The sequence below is a fragment of the Nocardioides sp. URHA0020 genome, from assembly GCF_000620705.1.
Lineage (GTDB): Bacteria > Actinomycetota > Actinomycetes > Propionibacteriales > Nocardioidaceae > Nocardioides.
Genome location: NZ_KK211166.1, coordinates 216799 through 243070 on the forward strand (window position 1 = coordinate 216799; position 26272 = coordinate 243070).

Annotated in this window: 24 protein-coding genes; 9 read left to right on the plus strand and 15 right to left on the minus strand. The window is 72.2% G+C overall.

The features are described 5' to 3' along the window. Positions 1-16 precede the first annotated feature (16 nt). Positions 17-1123, minus strand: coding sequence for a hypothetical protein (locus N542_RS0105475; RefSeq protein WP_028643056.1), 1107 nt, complete (start codon positions 1121-1123; stop codon positions 17-19). 4 nt (positions 1124-1127) lie between these two features. Further along, positions 1128-2255: a phosphotransferase family protein gene (locus tag N542_RS0105480; RefSeq protein ID WP_028643057.1), complete on the minus strand. Its 1128-nt coding sequence runs from the start codon at positions 2253-2255 to the stop codon at positions 1128-1130. A 191-nt stretch (positions 2256-2446) separates the two neighbouring features. Here N542_RS0105480 and N542_RS0105485 point away from each other — a divergent pair, with 191 nt between their 5' ends. Next, positions 2447-2791, plus strand: a complete 345-nt coding sequence (locus N542_RS0105485) for a YciI family protein (RefSeq protein WP_028643058.1) — start codon at positions 2447-2449, stop codon at positions 2789-2791. After that, positions 2788-4017 (plus strand): RNA polymerase sigma factor, encoded by a 1230-nt coding sequence (locus N542_RS0105490; RefSeq protein ID WP_051551424.1) that lies wholly within the window; start codon positions 2788-2790, stop codon positions 4015-4017. Before N542_RS0105485 ends, N542_RS0105490 begins: the two co-directional genes overlap by 4 nt. On the opposite strand, the gene N542_RS0105495 is transcribed toward N542_RS0105490, so the two are convergent. The 4 genes from N542_RS0105495 to N542_RS0105510 form a co-directional block, all read right to left on the minus strand. Beyond that, a complete protein-coding gene (locus N542_RS0105495) occupies positions 4018-5760 on the minus strand; it encodes a glycerol-3-phosphate dehydrogenase/oxidase (protein WP_028643060.1) in 1743 nt (580 codons plus the stop codon). Between the two features lie 67 nt (positions 5761-5827). Continuing rightward, the gene (locus tag N542_RS0105500; protein WP_028643061.1) at positions 5828-6622 is read right to left on the minus strand and encodes a carbon-nitrogen hydrolase family protein; all 795 of its coding nucleotides are present in this window, start codon (positions 6620-6622) and stop codon (positions 5828-5830) included. Beyond that, the gene (rnhA, locus tag N542_RS0105505; protein WP_036506538.1) at positions 6619-7107 is read right to left on the minus strand and encodes a ribonuclease HI; all 489 of its coding nucleotides are present in this window, start codon (positions 7105-7107) and stop codon (positions 6619-6621) included. The genes N542_RS0105500 and rnhA overlap by 4 nt, the downstream gene beginning before the upstream one ends. Further along, positions 7104-8210 carry a GuaB3 family IMP dehydrogenase-related protein gene (locus tag N542_RS0105510; protein ID WP_028643063.1) on the minus strand — a complete coding sequence of 369 codons (1107 nt, stop codon included), beginning with the start codon at positions 8208-8210 and terminating at the stop codon, positions 7104-7106. Before N542_RS0105510 ends, rnhA begins: the two co-directional genes overlap by 4 nt. Positions 8211-8334: 124 nt before the next feature. On the opposite strand from N542_RS0105510, the gene N542_RS0105515 reads away from it, so the two are divergent. Both N542_RS0105515 and N542_RS0105520 read left to right on the plus strand, forming a co-directional pair. Next, positions 8335-8847: a SigE family RNA polymerase sigma factor gene (locus tag N542_RS0105515; protein WP_051551522.1), complete on the plus strand. Its 513-nt coding sequence runs from the start codon at positions 8335-8337 to the stop codon at positions 8845-8847. After that, positions 8844-10082, plus strand: a complete 1239-nt coding sequence (locus N542_RS0105520) for a hypothetical protein (RefSeq protein WP_028643065.1) — start codon at positions 8844-8846, stop codon at positions 10080-10082. The genes N542_RS0105515 and N542_RS0105520 overlap by 4 nt, the downstream gene beginning before the upstream one ends. Here N542_RS0105520 and guaB read toward each other — a convergent pair. Next, positions 10067-11569: an IMP dehydrogenase gene (gene guaB, locus N542_RS0105525; protein WP_028643066.1), complete on the minus strand. Its 1503-nt coding sequence runs from the start codon at positions 11567-11569 to the stop codon at positions 10067-10069. The genes N542_RS0105520 and guaB overlap by 16 nt on opposite strands. A 26-nt stretch (positions 11570-11595) precedes the next feature. Further along, positions 11596-12492, minus strand: coding sequence for a GNAT family N-acetyltransferase (locus N542_RS0105530; RefSeq protein WP_028643067.1), 897 nt, complete (start codon positions 12490-12492; stop codon positions 11596-11598). 92 nt (positions 12493-12584) lie between these two features. On the opposite strand from N542_RS0105530, the gene N542_RS0105535 reads away from it, so the two are divergent. The 3 genes from N542_RS0105535 to N542_RS0105545 are packed head-to-tail and all read left to right on the plus strand — an operon-like array spanning position 12585 to position 15980. Continuing rightward, positions 12585-14078, plus strand: coding sequence for a hypothetical protein (locus tag N542_RS0105535; protein ID WP_028643068.1), 1494 nt, complete (start codon positions 12585-12587; stop codon positions 14076-14078). A 40-nt stretch (positions 14079-14118) separates the two neighbouring features. Further along, positions 14119-14658 carry a SigE family RNA polymerase sigma factor gene (locus N542_RS23570; protein ID WP_051551425.1) on the plus strand — a complete coding sequence of 180 codons (540 nt, stop codon included), beginning with the start codon at positions 14119-14121 and terminating at the stop codon, positions 14656-14658. After that, positions 14655-15980, plus strand: a complete 1326-nt coding sequence (locus N542_RS0105545; RefSeq protein ID WP_155992859.1) for a hypothetical protein — start codon at positions 14655-14657, stop codon at positions 15978-15980. Before N542_RS23570 ends, N542_RS0105545 begins: the two co-directional genes overlap by 4 nt. A gap of 67 nt (positions 15981-16047) precedes the next feature. On the opposite strand, the gene groL is transcribed toward N542_RS0105545, so the two are convergent. Both groL and groES read right to left on the minus strand, forming a co-directional pair. Continuing rightward, positions 16048-17673, minus strand: coding sequence for a chaperonin GroEL (gene groL, locus N542_RS0105550; protein WP_028643070.1), 1626 nt, complete (start codon positions 17671-17673; stop codon positions 16048-16050). Between the two features lie 78 nt (positions 17674-17751). Beyond that, positions 17752-18045 (minus strand): co-chaperone GroES, encoded by a 294-nt coding sequence (gene groES / locus N542_RS0105555; RefSeq protein ID WP_028643071.1) that lies wholly within the window; start codon positions 18043-18045, stop codon positions 17752-17754. A 190-nt stretch (positions 18046-18235) separates the two neighbouring features. On the opposite strand from groES, the gene N542_RS0105560 reads away from it, so the two are divergent. Further along, the gene (locus N542_RS0105560; RefSeq protein WP_028643072.1) at positions 18236-19420 is read left to right on the plus strand and encodes a class I SAM-dependent methyltransferase; all 1185 of its coding nucleotides are present in this window, start codon (positions 18236-18238) and stop codon (positions 19418-19420) included. 55 nt (positions 19421-19475) lie between these two features. Here the strand turns inward: N542_RS0105560 and N542_RS0105565 are convergent, their stop codons facing one another. From N542_RS0105565 to N542_RS0105575, 3 genes are all read right to left on the minus strand, one after another. Then, on the minus strand, positions 19476-20075 hold the full coding sequence (locus tag N542_RS0105565; RefSeq protein WP_028643073.1) for a hypothetical protein: 600 nt from the start codon (positions 20073-20075) through the stop codon (positions 19476-19478). Between the two features lie 119 nt (positions 20076-20194). Beyond that, positions 20195-20827 carry an MBL fold metallo-hydrolase gene (locus tag N542_RS0105570; protein WP_028643074.1) on the minus strand — a complete coding sequence of 211 codons (633 nt, stop codon included), beginning with the start codon at positions 20825-20827 and terminating at the stop codon, positions 20195-20197. Further along, entirely contained in the window at positions 20827-21939 is a 1113-nt protein-coding gene (locus tag N542_RS0105575; RefSeq protein WP_028643075.1) for an S-(hydroxymethyl)mycothiol dehydrogenase, read from the minus strand. The genes N542_RS0105570 and N542_RS0105575 overlap by 1 nt, the downstream gene beginning before the upstream one ends. A gap of 202 nt (positions 21940-22141) precedes the next feature. On the opposite strand from N542_RS0105575, the gene N542_RS23575 reads away from it, so the two are divergent. Then, positions 22142-24292 carry an MMPL family transporter gene (locus N542_RS23575; protein ID WP_036506543.1) on the plus strand — a complete coding sequence of 717 codons (2151 nt, stop codon included), beginning with the start codon at positions 22142-22144 and terminating at the stop codon, positions 24290-24292. A gap of 74 nt (positions 24293-24366) precedes the next feature. Here N542_RS23575 and tsaD read toward each other — a convergent pair whose 3' ends face one another. Then, positions 24367-25410 (minus strand): tRNA (adenosine(37)-N6)-threonylcarbamoyltransferase complex transferase subunit TsaD, encoded by a 1044-nt coding sequence (gene tsaD / locus N542_RS0105585; RefSeq protein ID WP_028643076.1) that lies wholly within the window; start codon positions 25408-25410, stop codon positions 24367-24369. A 15-nt stretch (positions 25411-25425) separates the two neighbouring features. Continuing rightward, positions 25426-26223 (minus strand): AraC family transcriptional regulator, encoded by a 798-nt coding sequence (locus N542_RS0105590; RefSeq protein ID WP_028643077.1) that lies wholly within the window; start codon positions 26221-26223, stop codon positions 25426-25428. Between the last annotated feature and the right edge of the window lie 49 nt (positions 26224-26272).

Genomic DNA, 26272 nt, shown 5'->3' on the forward strand with positions numbered 1-26272 from the left:
CGGATGGATGGGGCGGTCAGGGCGCGAGGGTGAAGAAGTCCGGGAAGCCGGAGGGATCGTGGCGGCCGATCATGCCGTGCTCGAAGAGCCCGAAGCCCTCCGTGCCGTCGCAGGTCGCGCGGCCGACGTGGTCGATCACGCCGAACATGAACCTGCCCTGGACGGCCTGGTCGGCCAGGTCGTACGTCAGGCGCTCGGCGAACCCCTCGCCCTTCCAGGCGCCGTGGGTCCAGTCCGGGTCGCCGCCGTACCCACCACCGACGTGGAGAGGTACGGCGAGCCGCGACTCGACGTCGAACACGAGCGGCTTGCCCTCGGGCGTGGTGCACCGGATCTGGGCGTGGGTCGGGGTGCGCGTGCCGGACGCGTAGCTGATGTCGACCTGCGGCCAGCCGAGCTGCTCGACGCGGCCGTCGTTCCAGACCCGGGTGCAGTCGTTGAGGGTGCGGAAGCCGTCGGGGCTCTCCTGGATGATCAGGCAGATGGCGTAGTCGTCGAACTGCATCGGGACGTAGAGCCAGTACATGCCCTCGAAGGGCGGGTCCGCCGGGGCCCCCGGAGGTTCCGCCTCCCCCACGGGGCGGATCCCCCAGGAGCGGTCCCGGCTCCCGAGCCAGGTGGCGGGATCGACGACGATCTCCTCGCCGTCGACCACGATCGTGCCGCTCCAGGTGCCGAGCTGCGCGAAGCGCTGGGCGTCGAGCGTGACCCGGCTGCCGGAGCGCATCACGTGGGGCTGCTCCTGCACGACCTCGCAGGTGCCCTCCCACGTCAGATCGACCGACATCCCCTCGGTCTCCTCGAGGACGATGCGGACCTTTTTGAGCGGGTCCGGGACCTCGATGCGGTAGGCGCCGACGTGCGGGTTCAGCCGGTCCTGGTCCACGACGTCGGAGAGGTGGACCGCGGTCTGCTTCCCGTTGCGCGCGACCAGGACGAAGGCGTCCTTGGTGCCGAGGTTGGGGTAGTAGCCGAGCCCCGTGATCACCATGATGTCGCCGGTGCGGTCGTGGGCGTTGAAGTAGGAGCGGTCGTAGAAGTTGCGGTCGCTGCTGTCGGCCCACGCGAGCGGCAGGGGCGCCTGGTGCAGCGGGAACTCGTCGAGGGGGCTGATGCCACTCACGTCGTCACGCTCCGGCTTCGTCGAGGAGCCGCTCCATCAGCGGCTTGTGGTGGAAGAGGCTCTCGATGTCGTCGGGCCGCTCGATCTCGCCGAAGTGGATCTGCCGGGCCCCGGTGCGCATGAAGACGATGCACCACTCGACGGCGTTGTAGACGTGGTACCAGTGCAGGTCGCCGAGCTCGACGCCGGTGAGCTCCTCGTACGTCGCGACCACGTCGGCCTCGGCCAGGAAGTGCGGCATGCCGGGCATCTCGAGCATCCCGGTGATCGTCTCGAAGACCTGGTGGGCGAAGAGGATCCAGCTGACGTCGAGCTCGCGCGGCCCGATGGTGGCCATCTCCCAGTCCAGCACGGCGACCGGCTCGAAGTCCTGGTACATCACGTTGCCGATCCGCGCGTCACCCCAGACCAGGACGGCCTCGTCGGTCGCGGGCAGGTTGGCCTCCAGCCAGCCGAGACCGCGCTCGACCAGAGGGGAGCGGCCGATGTCGGGCACCGCGAAGTCGTACCAGGCGCGCACGTGGGCGAGGTTCTTCTCCAGGAGGGTGCTGCCGGCGTGCCGCGGCTCGAGGAACCCGAAGGTCGTCGCTGCGTCCGGGATCGCGTGCAGCTGGGCAAGCACCCCGACGCTCGCGCGCTGCAGGCGGGCCTGGTCCTCGGGGGACGCGTCGTGCAGCCAGTTGTCGCCGAAGTTGTAGGGCAGCACGTCCTGCGGGACGACCCCGTCGATGCGGTCCATCAGGAAGAACGGCGTGCCGAGCACGGCTCCGGTGGACTCCATCCAGCGCACGGCCGGCACCGGCACCTCGGTCCGCTCACCGACGATCCGCATCGCGTCGTACTGGTCCTGGAGCGCGTAGCCGGGGAAGACCGGCAGGTCCTCCGCCGCCGGGGCGACGCGCGCGACGTACTCCCCGGACCGGGGCTCGCCGTCCTCGGTCCACGCGGCGTCGAGGATCAGGGTCTCCGACGACATGCCGTTGGTGTCGATCCCGCTGTGCAGGGTGACGACCGGGTCGGCGCCCGGCGGCAGGACCGTCGCCAGCCACGCGGCCAGGCGAGCCGGCAGCGTGCTGGCATCGCGGCTCGAGCGCTGCATCTTCAAGTCGGCCGGCGGCGGCGCCTGCGTCACGTGTCCCTCCCAGGATCGCGTGTGACCCCGATCTCACACATGGGGCCCAGCATCGGTGGAACACGTTCTAGTTGTCAATGAAGCCGGGACGAATCCGCGTCGGCGCGACCACCGCATGTCCTTCTCGGGCGCACCCGTTCGTCTCTAGGTTGAGAACGGCGAACCCGCCGCTCCCGGACCGAGGAGACCCCATGCCCCTGTACGCCACCATCATCTACAGCCAGGACGTCGACTGGAGCGCCCCCGAGCACGCCGGGGACACGGCCGAGTACAGCGAGTTCAGCCAGTCCGCCGCGGCCATCATCCGGGGCGGTGCCGCGTTGTACCCGACCTCCACCGCCACCACGGTCCGCGTCGAGGCGAAGGGCGGCGCCCCGATCAGCACGGACGGGCCGTACGCCGAGACCAAGGAGGTGCTGACCGGCTTCTTCCTGCTCGAGTGCGCGGACCTCGACGAGGCCGTCGCGGCCGCCGCCCGGATCCCGGCCGCGTGGAACGGCGCCGTCGAGGTGCGCCCCGTCCTGCCGCTGATGTGAGCCCCGACCCGTCGGAGGCCGAGGCGCGTCGCGCCCTGACCACGCTGGTGCGTGAGTCGGGTCGCGACGTGCTCGCCACGCTCGTGCACGTCACCGGTGACCTCGCCCTGGCCGAGGACGCCGTCCAGGACGCGGTGCTGCGGGCTCTGGAGGTCTGGCCCCGGCAGGGCGTCCCCGCCAACCCGGTGGCGTGGATCCGACTCACCGCACGTCGGCGCGCGATCGACCTGGTCCGCCGCGAGGCGGCCAGGTCGGGCAAGGAGCAGCGGTCGATGGAGCACCCCGTGGACGGCCTCGACGAGGAGCCCTCGCCCTCGATGGTCGAGGACGACCTGCTCCGCCTGGTCTTCACCTGCTGCCACCCCAGCCTGGCCCCGGCGACGCAGGTCGCCCTGACCCTGCGCGTGCTGGGCGGCCTGACCACCGCGGAGGTGGCCCGCGCCCTCCTGGTCAGCGAGGCGTCGATGGCCAAGCGGCTGACCCGGGCGCGGCAGAAGATCAAGGCCGCGCACATCCCCTACCGGGTGCCGCCGGACCACGAGCTGCCGGACCGCTGGTCGGCCGTGCTGGCGACGGCGTACCTGATGTTCAACGAGGGGTACGCCGCCACGTCGGGTCCACGGCTCGTACGCGAGGAGCTGGTCGACGAATCCGTCCGGCTGACCCGGCTCCTGGTCCGTCTCCAGCCGGACGACGCCGGCGCCCTCGGGCTCCTGGCGCTCGAGCTGCTCCAGGACTCCCGCCGGGACGCCCGTGTCGACGCCGACGGGCGCCTGGTGCTGCTCGCCGACCAGGACCGCAGCCGGTGGGACGCACGGCTGGTCGGCGAGGCGGTGCCGCTCGTCGGCGAGGGCCTGCGCCGCACGCCGGCACGCCCCGACCGCTACGTGGTCCAGGCGGCGATCGCCGCGTGCCACGCCCTCGCCCCGTCGTACGAGCTGACCGACTGGGCGGCGCTCGTGTCGTGGTACGACGTGCTCCTCACCATCGACCCCGGGCCGGTGGCGCGCCTCAACCGCGCCGCGGCCGTCGCCGAGCGGGACGGGGCCGACGCCGGTCTGGCGCTCGTGGACGAGATCGAGGGGCTGGAGGAGTACGCCCTGTGGCACGCCAGCCGCGGCGCCCTGCTGCGCCGGCTCGGTCGCGACGACGAGGCCGCTGCCGCGGAGGAGGCGGCTGCCGGCCTGCCGATGAACGACCCGCAGCGGCTGCTGCTGGGCGCCTGATCAGACGATGTCCGCGACCTTCACCCGGGCCTCGTCGGCCTCCTGGTCGGTGGGCATGAGCTGGCTCTGCCGCTCGGCCTCGACGCGGCGCAGGTAGTGGTCGACCTCCTCCGCCGTCCGGGCCGGGTCCCACCCGAGCTCGGCGGCCATCAGCCGAGCGGCGACCGGGGCGGCGCCGACCCCGCGGTCGAAGGTCTCGATCGAGATCCGGGTGCGACGGGTGAGGACGTCGTCGAGGTGCCGGGCGCCCTCGTGGGTGACCGCGTAGACCACCTCCGCGGCCAGGTAGTCCTCCGCACCCTCGAGAGGTACGCCGAGGGTCCGCCGCGTGGCGATCAGGTCGAGCACGTCGTCGACCAGGCCGCCGTACCGTCCGAGCAGGTGGTCGATCCGGGCGACGTGCAGGCCCGACCTCCGGGCCAGCAGCACCCGCTGGTTGGAGCGGGTCTCCCAGTCGGCGGCACCGATCAGGGGCACCCGGTCGGTGATCGAGTCCCGGACCGTCAGGTCGACCGTCGTCTTGAGCGAGTGGGCGGCGGCATCGACGGCGTCGCGGCCCATCACGCGGTACGTCGTCAGCTTGCCGCCGGCGATCATCACCAGGCCGGGCACCGGCGTGACGACCGTGTGCTCGCGGGAGATCCGCGAGGTCGGCTCCGACTCCCCCGACAGCAACGGGCGCAGGCCGGCGTACACGCCCTCGACGTCCTCGTGGTCGAGCGGCTCGCGCAGGATCGCGTTGACGTGGTCGAGGATGTAGTCGATGTCGGCCCTCGAGGCCGCCGGGTGCGCCTTGTCGAGCGACCACGGGGTGTCGGTGGTGCCGATGATCCAGTGCCGTCCCCAGGGGATCACGAAGAGCACCGACTTCTCGGTGCGCACGATGAAGCCGGCCTCGGACCGGATCCGGTCGCGCGGCACGACGAGGTGGATGCCCTTCGACGCCTGGACGTGCAGCGACCCTCGGCCGCCGACCATCTCCTGGATCTCGTCGGTCCACACGCCGGCGGCGTTGACCACAACCCGGGCGCGGATCTCGAGGTCACGCCCGGGCGAGCCGGGAGGAGCCTCCAGGTCGCGAGCGCGTACGCCGACGACGCGCTCGCCCTCGCGCAGGAAGCCGGTGACCTGGACCCGTGTCGCCACATGGGCGCCGTTGGCGGCCGCCGTGCGGGCGATCGTCAGCGCCAGTCGCGCATCGTCGACCTGGCAGTCGTAGTACTTGATCGCGCCACTGATCGTCTCGGTCTTGAAGTCGGGTGCGATCCGGGCGACCTGGCGCCGGAAGAGGTGGCGGTGCCGCGGCACGCCCATCTCGGACTTGCCGATCATCGCCATGCCGTCGTAGAGCATCAGTCCCGCTCCGACGTACGGCCGCTCCCAGCCGCGGTGCGTCAGCGGGTAGAGGAAGGGCACCGGGCGCACCAGGTGCGGCGCGAGCCGGGTCAGCAGCAGTCCGCGCTCCTGCAGCGCCTCGCGGACCAGGCCGAAGTCGAGCATCTCCAGGTAGCGCAGGCCGCCGTGGACCAGCTTGCTGCTGCGGCTGCTGGTGCCGCTCGCGATGTCGCGCTGCTCGAGGAGCCCGGTGCTCAGTCCCCGGGTGACCGCGTCGAGCGCGGTGCCGACCCCGACGATGCCGCCGCCGACAACCAGGACGTCGAGCTCGGGCTGCCCGCCGACCCCGGCCATCGCCGCGAGTGCCTCGTCACGAGCCTGGGGACCGAGAGCACTGGAGCGGTTCATGCGAGCAGTCTTGCAAACGCAGGTGTCGGCGACATGTCCGCGTCGGGGCTGCGGCGCCGCTGACCGCTCACACGTGGACGCGCTCGCCCAGCGTCGTCCGGTGGTCGGCCAGCATGGTGTGCACCGCGCGGGTGGCGGCCACCACCTCGGTGTCGATCTCGGCGACCGCGAGCCCCTCCTCCTCGCCCAGCCGGGCGAGCGGGCGACCCTCCGGGTCGTAGACCGCTGAGCCGCCGATGAACTCGTACGCCCCGCAGCTGCCGGTGAGACCCGCGAGCACGACGTACATCCCGTTCTCGACCGCGCGGGCGGCGTAGTAGAGGTCGCGGCGGTGCGCACCGCCGGGGAAGTACGCCGCTGAGCTCAGGTAGCCGACCGCCCCGTCCGTGGCCGCCGCCTGCGCGTGCTCGGGGAAGCAGCCGTCGTAGCAGATCGACAAGCCCAGCTGGACGTCGTCGACCGTGATCGAGGTGCCGTGGTCGCCGGTCGTGAACACCTGCTTCTCGAGGCCGTCGAGGTGCTGCTTGTCGTACGGCGCGGTGACGGTGCCGTCCGGGCGCACCACGACCTGCGAGAGCCGCCGCACCTCACCGCGGCGCAGCGCGGTGCCGACGACGACGGTGACGCCACGCTCGGCGGCCAGCCGCAGCGGGTCGAGCCACCCACCGAGGTCGGCGGCGTCGGGCAGGGCGGCGTCGAACGCGGCCGCGTCGTACCCCGTCAGGAACGCCTCGGGCAGCACGAGCAGCCGCACGCCCCGGTCCGCGGAGAGGACGGTCAGCCGGGCCGCGGTGGCGACGTTGGCGTCGAGGTCACCGGAGAGCGCGACCGCCTGGCCCGCAGCGACCCGCAACCGGCTCACGACCCGGTCCTCAGCTCCTTGGCGGCCTCGACCGCCTCGATGAGTCCGCGCGCCGCCAGCCGGTCGGCGCGCTCGTTGCCCGCGTCGCCGGCGTGGCCCTTGACCCAGTGCCACTCGATGTCGTGCCGCTCGCAGGCTGCGACCAGCTCCTGCCACAGGTCGACGTTCTTCACCGGCTGCTTGGCCGAGGTCTGCCAGCCGTTGCGCGACCAGCCGGCGACCCACGTCAGGATGCCGCTGCGCACGTAGGTGCTGTCGGTGTAGATGTGCACGACCGAGCGACGCTTGAGGGCCTCGAGCGCCTTGATCGGCGCGGTCAGCTCCATCCGGTTGTTGGTGGTCTGACCGGCCTCGCCGCCGCACAGCTCGAGCTCGCGGTCGCCGTACCGCAGCAGCGCACCCCAGCCGCCAGGTCCCGGGTTGGGGATGCATGCGCCGTCGGTGTGGATGGTGACGGGCGCGGGCGTGGGGTCCGGGTCCGTCACTCGACGACGACCTCGACCCGCTGGAACTCCTTGAGCTCGGTGTAGCCGGTCGTGGCCATCGATCGGCGCAGCGCGCCCACGAGGTTCATGGTGCCGTCGGCGACGCGCGACGGACCGAAGAGGATCTCCTCCAGCGTGCCGACGGTGTCGAACCGGACGCGCTGGCCGCGCGGCAGGTCGTGGTGGTGCGCCTCGGTGCCCCAGTGGAAGCCGCGACCCGGGGCGTCGCTCGCCCGCGCGAAGGGCGAGCCGACCATCACGGCGTCGGCCCCGCACGCGATCGCCTTGGCGACGTCGCCGGACTTGCCGATCGAGCCGTCCGCGATCACGTGGACGTAGCGGCCGCCGGACTCGTCGAGGTAGTCGCGCCGCGCGGCGGCGACGTCGGCGACCGCGGAGGCCATCGGCACGGCCACGCCCAGCACCGTGCGGGTCGTGTGGGCCGCTCCCCCGCCGAAGCCGACGAGCACGCCGGCGGCGCCGGTGCGCATCAGGTGCAGGGCGGCCTGGTGGGTGGCGCACCCACCGACGATGACCGGGACGTCGAGCTCGTAGATGAACTCCTTGAGGTTCAGCGGCTCGGACTGCGAGGAGACGTGCTCGGCCGACACCGTGGTGCCCCGGATGACGAACATGTCGACGCCCGCGTCCACGACGGCCTTGGCGAACTCCTTGGTGCGCTGCGGCGACAGCGAGCCGGCGACCGTGACGCCGGCGTCGCGCATCTGACGGAGTCGCTCGGTGATCAGCTCGGCCCTGACCGGCTCGGTGTAGATCTCCTGCAGCCGACGGGTGGCGTCGACGCCCTGGAGGCCGGCGACCTCCTCGAGCAGCGGGTCGGGGTCGTCGTACCGGGTCCAGAGTCCCTCGAGGTTGAGCACCCCCAGGCCGCCGTACTGCCCGAGCGCGATCGCCGTCGCCGGCGACATCACCGAGTCCATCGGCGCGGCCAGCACCGGGATCTCGAACCGGTAGGCGTCGATCTGCCAGGCGGTGCTGACCTCCTCGGGGTCGCGGGTGCGCCGCGAGGGCACGATCGCGATGTCGTCGAAGGAGTAGGCACGGCGCGCGCGCTTGGCCCGGCCGATCTCGATGTCCGTCACGCGGCTCAGACTACCGAGGCTCGACATCTCTCACGCAGGGGCAACCATTCGTGGTGCCCACCTGGTCCGACAGGGTATGGAAGCCCTGACCGGATCCCGGTCGACCACGATCTCGGGGGACACGGTGGAGACGAAGGCGGACTTCGACGAGTTCGTCGCCGCGCGCTCCGGCCGGCTGCTGCGTACGGCGTACCTGCTGACCCGGGACCACGCGCTCGCCGAGGACCTCCTCCAAACCGCCCTGACCAAGGCCTGGTTCGCCTGGTCCCGGATCGACGGCGATCCCGAGCCCTACGTGCGCAAGATCCTGGTCAACACCTTCGCCTCCTGGTGGCGGCGCAAGTGGAACGGCGAGCACGCGTTCGCCGAGCCGCCGGAGCCGCACCCCGGGCCGGGCGGGCACGACGACGCCGAGCAGCGCCAGGACCTGTGGACGGCGATGGGCCGTCTCCCCCGCCGCCAGCGCGCGGTCGTCGTGCTGCGCTTCGTCGAGGACCTCACCGAGGCCGAGACCGCCCGCCTGCTGGGCGTCTCGGTCGGGACCGTGAAGAGCCAGACCAGCAAGGCGCTCGCGAAGCTGCGGATCGACCCCGCGCTCGCGGCCGACACCACCACGACGACGGAGGACCTCGCATGAACACGCTCCACGACCTCCGCTCGACCCTCGACCGGCACGCCGAGGGCCTCGACGACACCGAGCGCTACGTGCGGCCCGTCGCGGTGCGCGCGAGGGTCCGCGCCGTACGCCGCCGTCGCGCCGGCGTCGCCGGGGTGGCCGCCGTCCTCGTCGTCATCGCCGGGATCGCCGCGGCCGACGTGATGAGGGGTCCGGACCGGATTGCGCCGGCCGACCGCGTCGTCGCGGGCGTCGACGTGCCGGGGAGCATCGAGCTCCAGGGCTTCCCGTACGACCTCACGGACCTCGTCGACCTCACCGACGACCCCACGCACGTCGAGCCGGCCGACCATGAGGAGGCGGTGCTGCTCGCCGCCAGCGGGCTGGGCCCGGGCAGTGCCACGCTCTACTCCGACGGCCAGGCCGTCGCGCGGGTGCGCGGCGATGAGCAGATCTCGGTCGCCTACCCCGTCGGCGACGGTGGGACCGGGCTGCAGGTGCGGCTCCACGACGCCGACCCGGGCGCTCGCGCCGGGGTCGCCGTCTACGAGGCCACCGGGGCGCTCGCGAGCGGCATCGACAACGGGAGCGTCGTCTTCCGCGACGAGTACGCGGGCGAGCCGCTGCTCGGGGCCGCCTTCGCCGAGCCCGGCCGGTCGAGCGTCGAGTTCCAGGCGCGTGGCGCCGCGATCATGCGCTACGTCTTCTACTGCGACGGCCCGGACAGCCTCTTCATCAACGTCGACGTCGACGGCAGGCCCGGACTGGCCAGCAGCTGCGGCAGCTCGGGGGTCGACGCCGCCAACGGGACGTCCGGCACGCTCGACGGCCTCGACCCCAGCCGGGACCACGCCGTCCGCGTCTACCTGACCCGGGGGTCGGACGGCCCGGAGGTCGCTCCGTCGGACGTGACGTTCGGCGCCGGGGTCTACGCGAGCGGGTACGCCGGGCAGCGGGTGCAGGGCCAGGACGTCGCCCGCGCAGTCGAGTACGCCGGTCGCACCTGGGTCCTCGACTCGGCGGAGGTCGCGCCTCTGGACATCGACGCCCCGGACGACGTGCTGATCGGCGTCATCGGCAGCGGGCCGGCGCTGCGCGCGACCTGGACCGGCCGGCTGAGCCACGGCGGGTCGAGCAGCATCAGCAGCCCGGACCGCGGCACCAGCACCCTCGGGGGCGTGCTGCTCGGCGGCGACCGCTACGACGTCACGCTGCGGGGTGGCGAGGGACGGGTCCTCGTCTACCGACCGGAGTAGTTCGGGGCCTCGACCGTCATCTGCACGCCGTGCGGGTGGCTCTCCTGCAGCGAGGCCTGGGTGATCCGCACGAAGCGGCCCTTCTCCTGCAGGTCCGGGACGGTGGCGGCGCCGACGTAGAACATCGACTGGTTGAGGCCACCGATCAGCTGGCGGGCGACGGCCGCGAGCGGTCCGCGGTAGGCGACCTGACCCTCGATGCCCTCGGGCACGAGCTGGTCGTCGCTGGTGACCTCGGCCTGGAAGTAGCGGTCCTTGGAGTAGGACTTCTTGCCCCGGCTGGAGAGCGCGCCGAGCGAGCCCATGCCCCGGTAGGACTTGAACTGCTTGCCGTTGACGAAGACCAGGTCGCCCGGGGACTCCTCGCAGCCGGCCAGCAGCGAGCCGATCATGACGGTGTCGGCGCCGGCGACCAGCGCCTTGGCGATCTCGCCGGAGTACTTCAGGCCGCCGTCGGCGATGACGGGCACGCCGGCCGGCTTGCAGGCCAGGGACGCCTCGTAGACGGCGGTCACCTGGGGCACGCCGACGCCGGTGACGACACGCGTCGTGCAGATGGACCCCGGGCCGACACCGACCTTGACGGCGTCCGAGCCGGCGTCGACGAAGGCCTGGGCGCCCTCGCGGGTGGCCACGTTGCCGCCGACGACCTGGACGTGGCGGGTGGCGGGGTCGGTCTTGAGGCGCCTGACCATGTCGAGCAGGAGCTGCACGTTGCCGTGGGCGGTGTCGGCCACGAGCACGTCGACGCCGGCGTCGATCAGCGTGGTCGCGCGCTGCCAGGCGTCGCCGAAGTAGCCGATCGCGGCGCCGACCATGAGCCGGCCCGCGCCGTCGTACGACGCGTTGGGGAACTGCTCGCCCTTGACGAAGTCCTTGACGGTGATGAGGCCGGTGAGGTGGCCCGCGTCGTCGATGAGCGGGAGCCGCTCGCGCTTGTGCTGGCGGAGCAGGACGGTGGCGTCCTCGCGGCTGATGTCGGAGGGACCGGTGATGAGCGGCATCGGCGTCATCACCTCGTCGACCTTGGTGGTCGCCCACTCCGCGACCGGGGTGAAGCGCAGGTCGCGGTTGGTGATCATGCCGATCAGCCGGTTGTCGGCGTCGACGACCGGGAAGCCGGAGATGCGGAACTCGCCGGCGAGCTTGTCGAGGTGCTCGAGCGTCGCGTCGGGGTGGATCGTCACCGGGTTGGAGATGATGCCGGTCTGGGTGCGCTTCACCAGGTCGACCTGGTAGGCCTGGTCCTCGATCGAGAGGTTGCGGTGCAGCACCCCGAGGCCGCCCTGGCGGGCCATCGCGATCGCCATCCGGGACTCGGTGACGGTGTCCATGGCTGCGCTGACCAGCGGCACGCGCAGCGAGATCTCGCGCGTCAGACGCGAGGTCATGTCGATGTCCGCGGGCGCGAGGTCGGAATGACCCGGCAGCAGCAGGACGTCGTCGTAGGTCAGGCCCAGCGGGGCGAACTTCTCGGGCAGCTCCACGCCTCCAGCCTACCGGCGGGGCCGCCCTACAGACGAAGTGGCTTGAGGTCGCGGACGGGCACGCGGACGGTGAGGGTGTCGGCGGCCATCCGGATCCGGCCCCGCAGCCCCGCGGCCATCACCATCGGCAGCACGGCCTGGTTGTCGGAGCGGGTGGTGAGCAGGATCTCGGTGGCGCCGAGCGCGTTGGCCAGCCGGGCCGCGTCGACCAGCAGCCGGGTGCCGATGCCCCGACGCTGCCAGGCCGGGTCGACCCGCAGCGTGACGGGGCGTACGGCGGGCTCCTCCGCCGCGGGCCGCACCACGGCGAGACCGACCGCCTGGCCGTCGATCAGGGCCGAGACCGAGTCGCCCTCGACGACGTACTCCGGGGTCGCGCCGCCGCCGACGCGGCGTCCCATGCTCGGCGTCATCGCGCTCTCGCGCGTGCGCTCGAGGACGTCGGAGACCAGGTCGGCGATCGCGGCGGCGCGGGCGTGCTCGGTGGCGGTGAAGGGCGCCGAGCGCCGGACCTGCACCTGGACGTCACCGACGGTCATCTCCATCACGTCGAGGCTGCGGTCGCGCTCGGCGACCGGGTCGGACTCGGCGTCGAAGAGCCGGGCGACGACCTCCGGGAAGGACGCCGGCTGGGCCAGGATCGTGCGTGCCGCCTGGACGTAGCGGGTCGGCTGGTCGCTGAGCGCCGCCTCGGTGCAGGGACCGGCGCTGACCGAGAGCCCGCCGGAGCGGCCGACCAGGTCGGCGAGGTCCGCCGCCGTCCAGTCGTCGGGGGTGCTGAGCACCAGCTCGTCGGTCACCGACTCCACCCCGGGGAAGATCTGGAGCCCCAGGATGTTGACGCCGGCCTCCCCGCAGGTGGCGGCCAGCATCGCCAGGGCGCCCGGGCGATCGGGCAGCGTCGTACGAACCCTCCACAACATGGACCCAGCGTGCGCGGGCGACGTTGCCGGACGGCAACCGGAGTGTTTCGGCGGTGCTACGTCGGCACGGCGGGACCTGAGAGGGTAGGGGCGTGCGGGGCGGGGAGACGGTGCGTGGGTTCGCCCAGCGCCACACGGTCGCGATCGCGGTCGCCGTGACCGTGCTCGCCCGACTGCCCGCGCTCACCCGACCGGTGCGTGCCGACGAGGCGGGGTTCCTCCTGGTGGCGCACGCGTGGGACCCGCGGCCCGACAGCCTCTTCGGGCCCTACTGGGTGGACCGGCCGCCCCCGCTGATCGCCGTCTTCAGCGCCGTCGACGCGCTCGGCGGCGTGACCACGCTGCGTCTCCTGGGCGCCGTCGTCGCCGGACTGGCGGTCCTGCTGGCCGCCGCCGTCGCCGGCACCGTCAGCGGACCGCGGGCGACGGTGTGGACCGCGGTGCTGGTCTCGGCCCTGCTCTCGAACCCGATGATCGACGTCGTCGCGGTGAAGGGCGAGCTGCTCGCGCTGCCGCTGGTGCTCGGGAGCATCCTGCTGACCCTGCTCGCCGTACGACGCCGGGCCTGGCCGCTCGCGTTCGCCGCCGGGGCGGCGGCCGCCCTGGCGGTGGGGCTGAAGCAGAACCTCGCGACCGGGCTGGTCTTCGCGGGCGTGCTCCTGCTGGTGACCTGGCGGACCGGGCGGCTGCCCGGTCGCTCGGTGGCCGCCCTCGCTGTCGCCGGAGCGGCCGGTGCGGCCGTGCCCGTGCTCGCGACGGTCGCCTGGGCCGAGGCCGCCGGGGTCCGGCTCTCGACGCTGTGGGACACCGTCTACGGCTTCCGGGCCGACGCCGCGCGGGTGATCGCCGCCGGGACGTCCGACGCCCCGGAGCGACGGGCGTGGATCCTGCTGGCGATCGCACTGGCCACCGGGCTGCTCCTGGTGCTGGCCGGACCGTTCGCCCGGCTGCGCGAGCTGTGGCACGACGACCCGCCGGTCCTGGCGGCGACCGTCGCCGTGGTGGCGGTCGACGTGGCCTCGCTCCTGGCGGGGGGCAGCTTCTGGCAGGACTACCTGCTCGCGCTGGTCCCTGGCGCCGCCCTGAGCGCCGCACTGCTCGCCGGACGCGAGGACCGCTCGGGACGGACCATGCGCGGCCTCGTCGTCGCCGCGACGATCTCGGCGGTGGCCGCGATGGCCTGCTGGCTGGTGTGGAACGCCACCGGCCACCAGGAGTTCAACGAGGTCCGCACCGGTGAGGCGGTCGCCCGGTCGGCCGAGCCCGGCGACACGCTCGTGGTCTTCGGCGGGCGCGCCGACCTCCAGCGGGTCAGCGGCCTCGGCTCGCCGTACCCCTATCTCTGGAGCTTGCCGATGCGCACCCGGGACCCCGAGTACGCCGACCTCACCGCGCTGCTGTCGGGCCCCCGGGCCCCGACCTGGCTGGTCGAGTGGGTCGACCTCGACGCGTGGGCCGACGCCGGCGTGCCGGAGCTGCGCGCGGCGATCGACGAGCGCTACGTGCGGGCGGGCACCACCTGCGACGACCACCCGGTCTACCTGCTCCGCGGTGTCGACAGGCCGCCGGTCGCCCCGGATTGCTGATCCCGTGCAACCGATCGTCGGCTCACCTCGTTGTGGGGGCATGGATCGAAGCAGCCGGGACGCGGACTTCTCGGAGTTCGCGGCGGCCGCGCACAGCCGGCTGCGCAGCACGGCGTACCTGCTCTGCGGTGACTGGGAGCGCGCGTCGGACCACGTGCAGGAGGGCCTGATCCGGGTGTACGTCGCCTGGCCGCGCCTGGTCCGGCGCGGCGGCGAGCTGGCCTACGCCCGCAAGGCGGTCGTCAGCGCGTTCCTCGACGCCAGCCGCAAGCGCTCCAGCACCGAGCGGCCCAGCGAGGTCGACAGCGAGCGGCCGTCCGGCGAGGACGTCGCGGCCCAGGTCTCGGACCGGGCGGTCCTGATGGCGGCGCTCGCCCGGCTGCCCGAGCGGCAGCGCGCGTGCGTGGTGCTCCGGTACTTCGAGGACCTCGACGTCCGCGACACGGCGGTCGCGCTGCGCTGCAGCGAGGGCACCGTGAAGAGCCAGACGTCCCGGGCGCTCGCGTCGCTGCGGTCCATGTTCGAGAGCGCGTCCCGAGACGAGCTCGCCGTGATCGGAGAGGGGAGCCTGCCGTGGTGAACGACCTCAAGCAGCTGCTGCGCGACAACGTCTCGTCGCCGCCGGGCGACGGCATCGACCTCGGCGAGGTCCTGGCGTCGGGGCGGCGGCGCGTACGCCGGCGGCGGGGCGTCGTGGGGCTGGGTGCCGTCGTGGCCGCAGCGACCGTGGCCGTCGTCGCGGTCGGCCTCCCGGGGCTCGGCTCGGACCGGGCCGGTCCCGCAGCGCAGCGGCCGCGCCCCGACGCCCCGACGATCCGGCTCTCCGACGCCCAGCGGGCGAGCGTGGGCCGCGACTACGAGGTGCTGGCGACGTACACGAACCGGGATCTGGACGCGGCCAACGGTCAGTACTTCGACGGCGTCACCGACGACGGGCTGATCCTCTTCCAGGACGGCCCCCGTGACGGCACCCGCTTGCGCACGCGGCTGGCCCTGATGGACCCGGCCACCGGGACCAAGGACTGGCTGCCCGATGCCGGCCTCGGACAGGACAACATCCGGCCGGTGCAGCTCGGCAGGCACCGGATCGTGCTGCTCAGCGACAACGGCACCGCCGAGCACTGGACGGCGTACACCTTCGACCGCGAGACCCGGAGCTGGAGCACCACCGACTGGCCGGGCCTGCCGCGGACCGTCGAGCTCGACGGCGCCCAGCTCGGCCCCGACGGCCGGCTCTACGTCCGGTCGCTCGTCCGAGCGGGCGAGATCCCCGACGGTGGCTGGCCGAAGCAGGAGGACGGCGACGCGGAGGACGCCGACGCCCAGGGCGACGGCTACCACCTGTGGTCGGTGTCCCTGAGCGACGGGTCGGACGTGCGCGACGAGCAGCTGAGCGTCGGCGCGATCGCCTTCACCGACGACGCGATGCTCTGGACCGACCGGGCGGACGGCGACGCCGGCCGCGTCCACGTCCGCGACCTGGCCACCGGGACGGAGCACTCCTTCGACCCCCACCTGGGCGCGCGCTGCAACGTGCTGGGCTTCACGGCGAGCGGCGACCGGATCGTCATGAGCGAGTACTGCGGCACCTACGGCAAGGTCCGGGACGACCGGTTGCAGATCCTGACGACCAGCGGCGACCAGGTCGTGACCATCCAGGACGACGGCGTCGCCGGCGGTGTGGGCGCGGACAGCGACGTGGTCGTCGCGGACGGCTACCGGCAGGGCGACGACAGCGGCACCTACCTCTACGACCTGCGGACGAACCGCTTGCTGCACATCGCGCACCGGATGTCGCACTGGAGCGTCGGCGGCCCGACACGCCGCAACGAGTTCTTCTGGCACACGCCGGTGAACGGCGGCCGGGGCGCCACGTGGTGGCTCGGCAAGCTGCTGGACTGAGCCCGGAAATGCCGAGTCGGCGCCAGTTTCGTGGAAACTGGCGCCGACTCGGCGTTGAAGCGGTGACTCAGTGGCCGTGGCCGTGCCCGTGGCCGCCAGCGGCCGGGGCGTCGTCGTCCTCTTCGGGCTTCTCCACGATCAGCGTCTCGGTCGTGAGCAGCATGCCCGCGATCGAGGTGGCGTTGACCAGCGCGGAGCGGGTGACCTTGACCGGGTCCAGGACGCCCTGGGCGACCAGGTCGCCGTACTCCTCGGTCGCGGCGTTGTAGCCGTTGCCGAGGCCGAGCTCGCGGACCTTGGTGGTGACGACGTAGCCGTTGACCCCACCGTTCTCGGCGATCCAGCGCAGCGGCTCGTCGGCGGCCTTGCGCACGATGCGCACGCCGGCAGCCTCGTCACCGGTGAGGCCGAGGTCGTCGGAGAGGACCGACACCGCGTGGATGAGCGCGGAGCCACCGCCGGGGACGATGCCCTCCTCGATCGCGGCGCGCGTCGCGGAGACGGCGTCCTCGATCCGGTGCTTCTTCTCCTTGAGCTCCACCTCGGTGGCGGCGCCGACCTTGATCACGCAGACGCCACCGGCGAGCTTCGCGAGGCGCTCCTGGAGCTTCTCGCGGTCCCAGTCGGAGTCGGTCGACTCGATCTCGGCCTTGATCTGGTTGACGCGACCCTCGACCTCGGCGCCGTCACCGGCACCGTCGACGATGGTGGTGTCGTCCTTGGTGACCACGACGCGCCGGGCCTGGCCCAGCACCTCGAGACCCACCTGGTCGAGCTTGAGGCCGACCTCGGGGGCGACGATCTGGCCGCCGGTCAGGGTCGCGATGTCCTGCATCATCGCCTTGCGGCGGTCGCCGAAGGCCGGAGCCTTGACCGCGACGGCGTTGAACGTGCCGCGGATCTTGTTGACGACCAGGGTCGACAGCGCCTCGCCGTCGACGTCCTCGGCGAGGATGAAGAGCGGCTTGCCCGCGGCGATGACCTTCTCCAGCAGCGGGAGCAGCTCGGAGACCGACGAGATCTTGCCCTGGTGCAGCAGGATGTAGGGGTCGTCGAGGACGGCCTCCATGCGCTCCGGGTCGGAGACGAAGTACTGGCTGATGTAGCCCTTGTCGAACTGCATGCCCTCGGTGAACTCGAGCTCGGTGCCCATCGAGTTGGACTCCTCGACGGTGATGACACCGTCCTTGCCCACCTTGTCGAAGGCCTGCGAGAGCAGGTCGCCGATCACGGCGTCGCGGCTGGAGATGGTGGCGACGGACGCCATGTCCTCCACCGACTCGACCTCGCGAGCAGCCTCCTTGAGCGCGTCGCCGACGGCCTCGGCCGCGGCGTCCATGCCCCGCTTGAGGCCCATCGGGTTGGCACCGGCGGCCACGGCGCGCAGGCCCTCGTGGACCATCGCCTGGGCGAGCACGGTCGCGGTCGTCGTACCGTCACCGGCGATGTCGTTGGTCTTGGTGGCGACCTCCTTGCACAGCTGTGCGCCGAGGTTCTCGAAGGGGTCGTCGAGCTCGATCTCACGGGCGACGGTCACACCGTCGTTCGTGATGGTCGGCGCGCCCCACTTCTTGTCGAGGACGACGTAGCGGCCCTTGGGGCCGAGCGTCACCTTGACGGCGTTGGCGAGCTTGTCCACGCCGCGCTCGAGGCTGCGGCGGGCGTTCTCGTCGAACTCCAGGATCTTGGGCATTGCTCTCCTCTAGAACGAGTTCGGGTCGTGAGCCCCACCGGGCGCGTCAGCGCTCGCTGGGACTCACGACCCGGGAAATCAGGAAACGATCGCGAGGACGTCGCGCGCCGAGAGGATGAGGTACTCCTCGCCGGCGTACTTGACCTCGGTGCCGCCGTACTTGCTGTAGATGACCTTGTCGCCGACGTTGACGTCGAGCGGGACGCGGTTGCCGTTGTCGTCGATGCGACCGGGACCGACGCTCAGGACCTCGCCCTCCTGGGGCTTCTCCTTGGCGGTGTCCGGGATGACCAGGCCGGAAGCCGTGGTCTGCTCGGCCTCCAGGGCCTTGACGACGATCCGGTCCTCGAGAGGCTTGATGTTGACCGACACGATGTCGACCTCCACTTTCTGGCACTTCGATGGTGGGTGATGCACGTCTGGCGCCTGCGCTGGAGGTACGCCGTCGCGGGGGTCGTACCGGACGCAGGCGCTGGCACACTCGCGGGGAGAGTGCCAGATCTGAAACTAGCACTCTGCCCGACGGAGTGCCAGAGGGCCCCCGCCCTGACAGGATCGGGCCGTGGACCTCGATGCCTTCCGGTGGCTGCTGACCGACGACGGGCAGCGGCTCCTGGCCGCGGCCGGCGAGGAGCTGCGGAGCGCGGGCGACGACTCGCTGGCGGTCCAGACCCGGCTGCGGCGTACGGCGGACCCGACCCACGTCGCGACCGCGCTGACCCAGGCCACCCTGCGGGTCCGGGCGCGCGCGAAGTTCGCCGACCTCGCCGACCGGATGTACTTCACCTCCGAGGGGCTCGAGCAGGCCACCCGCCTGCGGGTCGCCGAGCACCGGGCGGCGCGCCTGGTCGCGTCGTCGGCGCACACCCTGATCGACCTCGGCTGCGGCATCGGCGGCGACCTGGTCGCCGCCTCGCGCGCCGGCCTGACCTGCGCCGGCGTCGACCTGGACCCCGTGCGGGTCGAGGTGGCCCGCGCCAACATCGACGCCCTCGGGCTGGCGGGGGCGGTCGAGGTCGCGGACGCGACCACGATCGACCCGTCGCCCTTCGACGTGGCCTTCGCCGACCCGGCCCGGCGCAGCGCCCGCGGCCGCAGCTTCGACGTCGACGACTGGACGCCGCCGTGGTCGTTCGTCGAGCGGCTGCTGACCGGCGACGCGTGCGTGAAGGTCGCGCCCGGGATCCCGCACGGCCTGGTCCCCCGGACCGTCGAGGCGGAGTGGGTCAGCGACCACGGCGAGGTCAAGGAGGCCGCCCTGTGGTCCGGCCGGCTCGCCACCACGGTGCGGCGCGCGACGGTGATCGCCGAGACCGGCCTGGCGACGCTGACCGACGAGGACGCTCCCCCACTCGGGACGGGTGGGGTCGAGGTGCGACCGGTCGGCGAGTACCTCTACGAGCCCGACGGCGCCGTGATCCGGGCGGGCCTGGTCACGGCGGTCGCCGCCGGGGTCGGCGGCGGGCTCGTGGACGAGCACATCGCCTACGTGACCTCCGACGAGTCCTTCCGTACGCCGTTCGCGCGCGGCTACCGGGTCCTCGAGGAGCTCCCCTACCGGGAGAAGCAGCTCCGCGCGGCCCTGCGCGAGCGCAACGTCGGCCGGCTCACGATCAAGAAGCGCGGCGTCGACGTCGTGCCGGAGGAGCTGCGCAAGCGACTGACGCTGCGCGGTGCCGAGGAGGCGACGATCGTGCTGACCCGGGTGGCCGGGTCGGGCGTGGCACTGCTGGTGCAGCCCTTCTGACCCGGACGTGCGACCGCGCCGGACGGCGTGAGCCGTCCGGCGCGGTCGTGGTCGGTCAGGCGGTGGCGGGCACCGGCGTCGGTGCTCCCGCGACCACCTCGGTGTCCCGGGTGCGGCGAGCGTGCCAGATGCCGAGGGCGAAGAGCGCCAGCAGGATCGCGGCACCCGCGAAGGAGAAGATCGCGGCGATGCCGGCGATCGTCCCGATGGTCGCGAACGCGTAGCCGTACAGGAGCAGGCCGCGCAGCGTGTTGCCCATGAAGAGCGTCTGCCGGAGACCAGCGAGCTCCTGACCCTCGGGCGAGGCCTTCTGCTCGTCGGTCATCGAGACGTACTCACCACTGACCTCGCTGTAGGTCTTGCCGGACGATGCCTCGTTCATGTGCACGAGGATGTAGTGGTCGGCGTAGGCCTTCGCCTCCGGTCCGGTGTCCATCGGGCTGCCGGCGTAGGGCTCGAGCGCCTTGGCATCGGCCTCGGGCAGCGAGCTCAGCGCGTCGCCCTCCGGCATCGTGATGCCCTGCATGGTCAGCTGGTCGTGGACCTGGTCACCGATGAACGTGTTCGCCCAGGTGAGCAGGATGCCGGCGACGACGAGCACGGCTGCCAGCGCGAGACCCGTCCACGAGATGAGCTTGTCGAGTACCGAGCGCATGAGGCGCCTCCCTCTTCCGGCGGGGATTCTCTGATGGTCCTCGCTTCACCTCTGACGTTAGGGAGACGCTCGGGTGGCGATCAGGGCCGGAAGCAGCCACTGCGTGGGACGAAGGTCCCTCAGCCCAGGGCGACGCGCTCCGCACCGATGGTCGTGTCGTCGCCGTGGCCGGTGTGCACGACGGTGTCGTCGGGCAGCGCGAAGAGGCGGGTGCGGATCGAGTCCTTGATCAGGTCGCTGTCGGAGTACGAGCGGCCGGTCGCACCCGGGCCTCCGTTGAAGAGGGTGTCGCCGGTGAAGACGCACCCCAGGTCCGGCGCGTAGAGGCAGACCGCACCCGGGGCGTGGCCGGGGGTGTGCAGGACCTGCAGCGTCGTACCGCCCACGTCGATCGTCACCCCGTCGGCGAGGTCGAGGTCCCAGAGGTAGTCGGTGTGCGTGAGCTCCCACAGCACCTTGTCGTCGGGGTGCAGCATGATCGGCGCACCCTGCCCGCCGTTGACCGTCTCCCGCAGCTCGGGGGCGACCCGGACGTGGTCGTCGTGGGCGTGGGTGCACACGATCGCCTTCACCCTGCGGTCCCCCACGACGGCCAGGATGTCGGCCACGCTGTGCGGGGCGTCGATGACGACGCACTCGCTGTCGTCGCCGACCACCCAGATGTTGTTGTCGACGTCGAAGGTCTCCCCGTCGAGGCTGAACGTGCCGGACGAGACCGCGTGGTCGACGCGCGCTTCCCCGGAGGCGGCCATCAGAGGATCACGACCGAGCGCAGCACGTCGCCGTCGTGCATCTTGTCGAACGCGGCCTCGATGTCGTCGATCCCGATCTCCTCGGTCACGAACGCGTCCAGGTCGAGCCGGCCCTGCTGGTAGAGGTCGACCAGCATCGGGAAGTCACGGTCGGGCAGGCAGTCGCCGTACCAGCTGGACTTCAGCGACCCGCCGCGCCCGAAGACGTCGATCAGCGGGAGGTCGGGCACCTTCATGTCCGGCGTGGGTACGCCGACGAGCACGACCGTGCCGGCGAGGTCGCGGGCGTAGAAGGCCTGCTTCCAGGTCTCGGGACGTCCAACCGCCTCGATCACCACGTCGGCGCCGTCGGCACCGTCGTAGGTCTCGGCACAGATCCGCTTGATCTCCTCGATCGCGTCGACCTGCGAGGAGTCGACCGTGTGGGTCGCACCGAGCCGCTTGGCCGCCTCGAGCTTCTTGGCCGAGATGTCCACGGCGATGATCGGCGACGCACCTGCGAGGGCCGAGCCGGCGATGGCCGCGACGCCGACCCCACCGCAGCCGATGACGGCGACGGACCTGCCACGAGTGACACCGCCGGTGTTGATCGCGGCGCCGATGCCGGCCATCACGCCACAGCCGAGCAGACCGACCGCGGCCGCCCGCGCCGACGGGTCGACCTTGGTGCACTGGCCGGCCGCGACCAGTGTCTTCTCCGCGAAGGCTCCGATGCCGAGGGCCGGCGACAGCTCGGTGCCGGCATCCGGTCCGTCAGCGAGCGTCATCTTCTGGGTCGCGTTGTGGGTGTTGAAGCAGTACTGCAGGTCGCCGCGCTTGCACGCGCGACACTCACCGCACACGGCGCGCCAGTTGAGGATCACGAAGTCGCCGGGAGCGATGCCCGTGACGTCGGGCCCGACGGCCTCCACCACGCCCGCGGCCTCGTGGCCGAGCAGGAAGGGGAAGTCGTCGTTGATCCCGCCCTCGCGGTAGTGCAGGTCGGTGTGGCAGACGCCGCAGGCCTGGACCTGCACCAGCGCCTCGCCCGGACCCGGGTCCGGCACGTTGATCGTGACGAGCTCGACCGGCTGACCCTTGGCGCGCGCGATGACGGCCTTCACCTGTTGCATGCAGCCAGCCAACCGCATCACGCAAGAATTGCAACCATCGGGCAGGGCTGGGGTCTGGAGGTGGTGTCGGTGATGCAGACGCGGTGATCGGGGCGAGTTTCATCGGCCGGCCGATGAAACTCCCGCAGCCCTCGAGCAGATGACGGCTTTGTAGCCGAAAGTCGGAAGCATCCGGACACCGATCGTCGGTACGTTCCTGAGCGTGTTCGCCTTCCTCGCTCATCTCGCGTCCCGTCGTCCGTGGTGGATCATCGCCAGCTGGGTCGTCGTCACGATCCTGCTGGTGCTGTTCGCGCCCAAGGTCGAGTCGACGACCGACCAGGCCGACTTCCTGCCGGACAAGTACGAGTCGATCAAGGCCTACTCGCTCATCGACAGTGCCTTCCCGCAGCAGCAGGACGCCGGCGCGACCATCGTCTTCGACCGCACCGACGGCGACCCGCTGAGCGACGCCGACACGGCCGCGATCCAGAACGTCGTCAGTGGCCTGGACCTGCCGCCGGTCTTCACCAAGGCCGAGGACCCGCAGGTCTCGCCGACCAAGCAAGTGGCGATCGTCAACCTCGCGCTGGACCCGGACGCCACCGGTCAGGACCCCGACGAGTACAACCAGGTCGAGGACCTGCGCGACGGTCTGGCCGCGGCCACCAAGGGCACCGACCTGCGCGCGCAGACGACCGGCAACCTGCCGCAGACCTACGACCAGGCGGAGTCGGGCAGCAACGCGGAGGCGATCGTCGGGCTCGCGACGGTGGTGCTCATCCTGGTGCTCCTCGGCATCATCTTCCGCAGCGTCATCATCGCCCTGATGCCGATCCTGGCGGTCGGCCTCATCCTCTCGCCGGTGTCGTCGGCGCTGATCAACATCGCCGCCAAGCTCTTCGACCTGCAGAAGGACGACTCGACGACCGTCATCCTGATCGTCGTCCTCTTCGGCATCGGCACCGACTACATCCTCTTCTTCCTCTTCCGCTACCGCGAGCGCATGCGGGCGGGCGACGAGCACAAGGTGGCGGTGGAGCAGGCCCTGAAGCGCGCCGGCGAGGCCATCGCCTCGGCAGGGGCCGCGGTCTTCGTCGCGTTCATGACGCTCGCCCTCTCCTCCCTCGGCATCTTCCGGTCCATCGGCCCGTCGCTGGCGATCGCCGTCGGCGTCACGCTGATCGCGGCCCTCACGCTCTTCCCCGCGCTGGTCTCCGTGCTCGGTCGGGCGCTCTTTTGGCCCTCGAAGAAGTGGAAGCAGCCCTCGACCGGGACCCGCTTCGGCAAGATCGGGGACTCCCTCGGCAGGCACCCGGTCCGGTACGCCGTGGCGTCGGGCGGCACCCTTGCCCTCCTCACGGTCTTCGCCTTCAGCTTCAACCCGACCTTCGACCTCGGCTCCTCCTCGTCGGCCGCCAACGTGGAGTCGGCCGAGGCCACGAAGACCCTGGAGGACGGCGGGTTCTCCGCCGGCGCGACCCAGCCGACGCCGATCGTCCTGCACTCCTCGGGGGAGCTCACCCAGGCCACGGTGGACCAGTTCGCGGCCGGCCTCGAGGACGTGGACGGCATCGGCCAGGTGCTCGGCGGCCAGGTGTCGCCCACCGATCCCTCGACCGCGATCGTCATGACGGTCCTCGACGTCGACCCGACCTCCGACGCCGCCCTGGCGTCCGTGCGCGACACCGTCCGGCCGAAGGCCCACGACCTGGCGCCCGAGGGCACCACGGCGTACGTCGGCGGCATCACCTCGGTGTTCGTCGACTTCCAGTCGGCCATGAACCGCGACTACGCCGTCGTCTTCCCGGTCGCCGCGCTGATCATCATGCTGATCCTCGCGCTGCTGCTGCGCTCGCTGGTGGCCCCGCTCTACCTGATGCTCTCGGTGGGCCTCGGGTTCGGTGCCACCCTCGGGGCGTCGGTGATCGTCTTCCAGCACGTGGCTGGGCATCAAGGCCTGATCTTCCTGCTGCCGATCTACATCTACCTGTTCGTGGTCGCGCTCGGCACCGACTACAACATCTTGATGATCGCTCGGTTGAGGGAGGAGTCGCGCGAGGGCAAGCCACCGCGCGAGGCCGCGGCGCAGGCCGTCCGGCACGCCGGCCCGACGGTCGCTGCCGCCGGCCTGATCCTCGCCGGCACGTTCGCCTCGCTCATGCTCGCCGGCAACTCGCTGCTGGTGTCGATGGGCTTCGCGATCTCCTTCGGCATCGCGGTGTCGGCGTTCGTGATGGCGATGTTCTTCACGCCGTCGATCACCGCCCTGCTGGGCCACGCCGCCTGGTGGCCCGGGCACGGCGACGAGACGTCCACGAAGGAGCTCGCCGACGAGCCTCCGGCCGGGGAGGACACCCCGGTCGCGCCGTAGCCCCGGCATAGTCCCTGACGCGTCGGGCCTGGACGCGCCCCGAAGGGGCCGCGAACGTCAGGGACTATCCCGGCTCAGACCAGGACGGTCGTGATCGGCTGCGAGGAGTCGGCGGGCAGGTCGAGGGCGGACGGCGTACGGCCGCGGGCCACCATCTCGGCGCCGAGGGCGGCCACCATCGCGCCGTTGTCGGTGCACAGCCCCGGTCGTGGGACCCGCACCCGGATGCCGGCGGCGGTGGCGCGCTCGGTCGCCATCGCGCGCAGACGGGAGTTGGCCGCCACCCCGCCGCCGATCAGGATGTCCTCGATGCCCTCGCTGCGCGCGGCGTCGACCGCCTTGCGGGTGAGCACGTCGCAGACGGCCTCCTGGAAGCTGGCGGCGACGTCGGCGACCGGCACCGGCTCCCCGGACCGCTCCCGCGCCTCGACCCAGCGCGCGACGGCGGTCTTGAGCCCCGAGAACGAGAAGTCGAAGCGGTGCCGCTCCAGGTCGCGCCGGGCGGTCAGGCCGCGGGGGAAGTCGACGTACACGCTGTCCCCCTCGCGGGCGACGCGGTCGATGTGCGGCCCACCGGGGAACGGCAGCCCCAGCAGGCGCGCGACCTTGTCGAAGGCCTCGCCGGCCGCGTCGTCGATGGTCGCCCCCATCGGGTCGACCCCGACGGTGACGTCCTCGACGCGCAGCAGGCTGGAGTGACCGCCGCTGACCAGCATCGCCAGGCAGGGCTCCGGCAGCGGGCCGTGCTCGAGCTGGTCGACGGCCACGTGGGCGGCGAGGTGGTTGACGCCGTAGATCGGCTTGCCCAGCCCGACCGCCAGCGCCTTGGCCGCGGCGACGCCGACCATCAGCGCCCCGGCGAGACCGGGCCCGCTGGTGACCGCGATCGCGTCGACGTCGGTGAGCCGGATGCCGGCCGTCTCGCAGGCGCGCTCGATGGTCGGCACCATGGCCTCGAGGTGCGCCCGGCTGGCGACCTCGGGCACCACGCCGCCGAAGCGCGCGTGCTCCTCGACGCTGCTGGCCACCGCGTCGGCGAGCAGCGTGTGGCCGCGCACGATGCCGACCCCGGTCTCGTCGCAGGACGTCTCGATGCCGAGGATCAGGGGCTCGCTCACGGGTTCCTCACGGGATCATTGTGCCGACCGCGCGTACGCCGTGGGGGTGACCCCCAGCAGCCGGCGGAAGTGTCGGGTCAGGTGGGCCTGGTCGTGGAAGCCGACGGCGACCGCGACGTCGGCGGCGCGCTCCCCCGACAGCAGCAGCCGGCGGGCCCGGTCGAGCCGGCGGCCGGTCAGGTAGCGGTGCGGCGGGATCGCGAACTCGGCGCCGAACGCCCGCACCAGGTGGGTGGGGTGCGCGCCCAGCGCGCGGGCCGCGACCGGCAGCGAGAGACCCTCGACCACGGCTGCGTCCAGCAGCTCACGCAGTCGGTGGGCCAGCGGCGGGTCCCGGCGTACGACGGCCGGGGTGCTCGCGCCGTCGAGCCGCTGCCGCAGTCCGTCGACCACGAGCTCGAGGCGCACCTCCGCCTCCAGCTCCTCGCCGACCCGCTGGAGGGCACCGTGCAGCCGGTGGACGGCGCCGCGCAGGGCAGGGTCGGCCCACCCCGGTCGGTCGACCGCGGCCCCGATCCGCGCGACGTCCAGCACGCCCTCGTCGAGGTAGACCACGCGCTTGCGGAAGCCGGTCGCCTCGACCGACCGGCCGTCGTGCGCGACGTGCGGCGGCAGCAGCGTCACCCGGTCGCCGAGCGCGCCGTGCTGGTGGCGGTCGAGGTCGTAGCGGACCGTGCCGGTGTCGACGAGCAGCAGCGTCCAGGTGCCGTGCGTGTGGGAGGGGTAGGCGTGCTCCGGGAAGTGCGCGTGCAGCACCTCCGACACCCCGGCGACGGGCGGGTGCCAGGCCCGGATGGTCGGCCGCGCAGGCATGTCAGAAACGTACAAGACGGCGGCGTACGCCGAGCGTCACGGTGGACCC

What these genes read in the sequence shown, in the direction of transcription:
- N542_RS0105485 (WP_028643058.1), top strand. Translation starts at nt 2,447, where the DNA reads ATGCCCCTGTACGCCACCATCATCTACAGCCAGGACGTCGACTGGAGC.
- N542_RS23570 (WP_051551425.1), top strand. Translation starts at nt 14,119, where the DNA reads ATGGATCGAAGCAGCCGGGACGCGGACTTCTCGGAGTTCGCGGCGGCC.
- N542_RS0105590 (WP_028643077.1), bottom strand. Translation starts at nt 26,223, where the DNA reads ATGCCTGCGCGGCCGACCATCCGGGCCTGGCACCCGCCCGTCGCCGGG.
- N542_RS0105530 (WP_028643067.1), bottom strand. Translation starts at nt 12,492, where the DNA reads ATGTTGTGGAGGGTTCGTACGACGCTGCCCGATCGCCCGGGCGCCCTG.
- N542_RS0105570 (WP_028643074.1), bottom strand. Translation starts at nt 20,827, where the DNA reads ATGGCCGCCTCCGGGGAAGCGCGCGTCGACCACGCGGTCTCGTCCGGC.
- N542_RS0105565 (WP_028643073.1), bottom strand. Translation starts at nt 20,075, where the DNA reads ATGCGCTCGGTACTCGACAAGCTCATCTCGTGGACGGGTCTCGCGCTG.
- N542_RS0105520 (WP_028643065.1), top strand. Translation starts at nt 8,844, where the DNA reads ATGAACACGCTCCACGACCTCCGCTCGACCCTCGACCGGCACGCCGAG.
- N542_RS0105495 (WP_028643060.1), bottom strand. Translation starts at nt 5,760, where the DNA reads ATGAACCGCTCCAGTGCTCTCGGTCCCCAGGCTCGTGACGAGGCACTC.
- N542_RS0105575 (WP_028643075.1), bottom strand. Translation starts at nt 21,939, where the DNA reads ATGCAACAGGTGAAGGCCGTCATCGCGCGCGCCAAGGGTCAGCCGGTC.
- groL (WP_028643070.1), bottom strand. Translation starts at nt 17,673, where the DNA reads ATGCCCAAGATCCTGGAGTTCGACGAGAACGCCCGCCGCAGCCTCGAG.